Here is a 3,726-nt window from a genome sequence, read left to right as displayed (position 1 = left end):
CGTCATGAAGTACGCGATGCTCGGCTTCGCCGGGATCGCCTTCCTCGTCGGCATCTTCCTGATCATCAACACCTTCTCCATGCTGGTCGCCCAGCGCACCCGGGAGATCGGCCTGATGCGGGCGATCGGCTCCTCCCGCAAGCAGGTCAACCGCTCGGTGCTGGCCGAGGCCCTGCTGCTCGGCGTCGTCGGTTCGATCCTGGGCGTCGGTGCGGGCGTCGGGCTCGCCGTCGGACTGATGAAGCTCATGGGCCAGATGGGCATGGAGCTGTCCACGGACGACCTCACGGTCGCCTGGACGACCCCGGTGGCCGGGCTCGTCCTGGGCGTCGTCGTCACCGTGCTGGCCGCCTACCTGCCCGCGCGGCGGGCCGGCCGGATCTCCCCGATGGCCGCGCTGCGCGACGCCGGGACCCCGGCGGACGGCAGGGCCGGCTGGATCCGGGGCGTCGTCGGTCTGGTCCTCACCGGTGCCGGCGGGTTCGCCCTGTACCTGGCGGGGGCCGCGGACAAGGCCACGGACGGCTCCCTGTGGCTGGGCGTGGGCGTGGTGCTGTCCCTGATCGGCTTCGTCGTCATCGGGCCGGTGCTGGCGAGCGGTGTGGTCCGGGTGCTCGGCGCGGTCCTGCTGCGGGCCTTCGGCCCCGTGGGCCGCATGGCGGAGCGCAACGCCCTGCGCAACCCGCGCCGTACCGGCGCGACCGGCGCCGCGCTGATGATCGGCCTCGCGCTGGTGGCGTGCCTGTCGGTGGTGGGTTCCTCCATGGTCGCCTCGGCCACCGAGGAGCTGGACAAGACCGTCGGCACGGACTTCATCGTCCAGAACGACAACGGCCAGCTGATCACCCCGCAGGCCGTCGAGGCCGTGAAGTCGGCGCCGGGGCTGGAGCGGGTCACCGAGTACAAGTGGACCGAGGCCGACTTCACCACGCCCGACGGCAAGACGCTGAAGGAGACGGCGATCACCGCGGCCGACCCGACGTACGCGACCGACCTGCGGGTCGAGACGGTCGCCGGGAAGCTCGCCGACGCCTACCGGCCCGACTCGATGTCCGTCCACGAGGACTTCGCCGAGGACCACGGCATCAGCATCGGCTCGAAGATCGAGGTCGCGTTCAAGGACGGCTCGACGGGCGCGCTGACGGTCCGGGCGATCACCAGCAGTGAGGCCGTCGTCGACGCCGGCGCGATGTACACGTCGATCGACACGCTCGCCAGGTACGTCCCGGCCGACAAGATGCCGCTGGACACGCTGCTCTTCGTCTCGGCGAAGGACGGGCAGCAGGAGGCCGCCTACAAGGCCCTGAAGGACGCGCTGCACGAGTACCCGCAGTACACCGTGCGCGACCAGACCGACTACAAGGAGGCGCTGAAGGACCAGATCGGCCAGCTGCTGAACATGATCTACGGCCTGCTGGCCCTGGCGATCGTCGTCGCGGTCCTCGGTGTGGTGAACACCCTGGCCCTGTCGGTCGTCGAGCGCACCCGGGAGATCGGCCTGATGCGGGCCATCGGCCTCTCGCGCCGGCAGCTGCGCCGCATGATCCGCATGGAGTCGGTCGTGATCGCGCTCTTCGGCGCCCTGCTGGGCCTCGGACTGGGCATGGGCTGGGGCGCCACCGCGCAGCAGCTGCTCGCCCTGGAGGGCCTGAAGGTCCTCGACATCCCGTGGCCGACGATCATCGGCGTGTTCATCGGCTCGGCGTTCGTGGGCCTGTTCGCGGCCCTGGTCCCGGCGTTCCGGGCGGGCCGGATGAACGTCCTGAACGCCATCGCCACCGACTAGCCACCGCACACGGGGGTGGTGGTGGGGGAGCGCCCGGCGCCGGGGAGTCCTGCGGGACTGTCCGGCGCCGGGACGTCCGTGCCCGGCGTCCCGGCCGGCCGCGCCGGGCGGCGGGTGCCTCCCCGGCCGCCCGAGCCGGCCGGTGGAAAGGCCCGGGGGTCCAGGGGGCGGAGCCCCTGGTGGTCCGGCAGCAGCGCCGGTGACCGGTCGACGGACGTTGTCCACAGCCCCGGCGTCCGCAAGCGCGGCGTCGTACGCTGGACACCCCCGGCCCGCAGCGCGTGTCGGGCCCGTCGTGTTGCACACCCCCGGACGGAAAGCGCCCCGAATGAGCCTGCACGGTCTGCTCGACGCCGTCGTCAAGGACACCGCCCTCGCGGAAGCGATCTCGGCGGCTTCCGACGGCAACCGCATGCACGTCGACCTGGTCGGCCCTCCCGCGGCCCGCCCCTTCGCGGTCGCCGCCCTGGCCCGCGACACCGGCCGCCCCGTCCTGGCGGTGACGGCGACCGGCCGCGAGGCGGAGGACCTGGCCGCGGCGCTGCGCTCCCTGCTCCCGCCGGAGGGGGTCGTGGAGTACCCGTCCTGGGAGACGCTGCCGCACGAGCGGCTCAGCCCCCGCAGCGACACCGTCGGCCGCCGCCTGGCCGTGCTGCGCCGCCTGGCCCACCCCCGCCCCGACGACCCCGAGACCGGCCCCGTCTCCGTCGTCGTCGCGCCCGTGCGCTCCGTCCTCCAGCCGCAGGTCAAAGGGCTGGGCGACCTGGAGCCCGTCTCCTTGCGGACCGGGCAGAGCGCCGACCTGAACGAGGTCGTCGAGGCGCTCGCCGCCGCCGCGTACGCGCGCGTGGAGCTGGTCGAGAAGCGCGGCGAGTTCGCGGTGCGCGGCGGCATCCTCGACGTGTTCCCGCCCACCGAGGAACACCCGCTGCGGATCGAGTTCTGGGGCGACGACGTCGAGGAGATCCGCTACTTCAAGGTCGCCGACCAGCGCTCCCTGGAGGTGGCCGAGCACGGCCTGTGGGCGCCGCCGTGCCGCGAGCTGCTGCTCACCGAGGACGTGAGGGCACGCGCGCGGGCCCTCGCCGAGCAGCACCCCGAGCTGGGCGAACTGCTCGGCAAGATCGCCGAGGGCATCGCCGTGGAGGGCATGGAGTCCCTCGCGCCGGTGCTCGTCGACGACATGGAGCTGCTGCTGGACGTGCTGCCCGAGGGCGCCATGGCCGTGGTGTGCGACCCGGAGCGGGTGCGGACGCGCGCGTCGGACCTGGTGGCGACCTCGCAGGAGTTCCTGCAGGCGTCCTGGGCGGCCACCGCCGGTGGCGGCGAGGCACCCATCGACGTCGGCGCGGCCTCGCTGCGGTCCATCGCGGACGTCCGGGAGCGGGCGCGCGAGCTGGGCATGATGTGGTGGTCGGTGTCGCCGTTCGCCGCCGACGAGGAGCTGACGGGGACGGGTGCCGCCGACGCGGCGGGCGACATCCTCAAGCTCGGCATGCACGCCCCCGAGACCTACCGCGGCGACACCGCGCGGGCGCTCGCCGACACCAAGGGCTGGCTCGCCGACGGCTGGCGCACGGTGTTCGTCACCGAGGGCCACGGCCCGGCGGCCCGCACGGTGGAGGTGCTGGGCGGCGAGGGCATCGCGGCCCGCCTGGACCAGGACCTCGGCGAGCTGAGCCCCTCCGTCGTGCACGTCTCCTGCGGCTCGATCGACCACGGCTTCGTGGACCCGGCGCTCAGGCTCGCCGTGCTCACCGAGACCGACCTGACCGGGCAGAAGGCCGCGGGCCGCGACGGCGCCCGGATGCCGGCCCGGCGGCGCAAGACCATCGACCCGCTCACCCTGGAGGCGGGCGACTACATCGTCCACGAGCAGCACGGCGTCGGCCGCTACATCGAGATGGTGCAGCGCACCGTGCAGGGCGCCACCCGCGAGT

The 3,726-nt window shown here is 73.5% G+C and carries 2 protein-coding genes; both read left to right on the top strand.

The window, feature by feature from the left end; translation table 11 throughout:
- Positions 1-1,786 (top strand): FtsX-like permease family protein (locus RIM90_RS30980; protein WP_309064061.1); only part of this gene is annotated, 1,786 nt, incomplete at its 5' end.
- Positions 1,787-2,114: 328 nt separating this feature from the next.
- Positions 2,115-3,726, top strand: a 1,612-nt coding sequence (locus tag RIM90_RS30975) for a CarD family transcriptional regulator (protein ID WP_309064060.1), incomplete at its 3' end; no start/stop codon positions are given.

Source organism: Streptomyces sp. (assembly GCF_031181555.1).
Taxonomy (GTDB): Bacteria; Actinomycetota; Actinomycetes; order Streptomycetales; family Streptomycetaceae; genus Streptomyces; species Streptomyces fimbriatus.
This window is presented reverse-complemented; position numbering and strand designations above follow the sequence as displayed.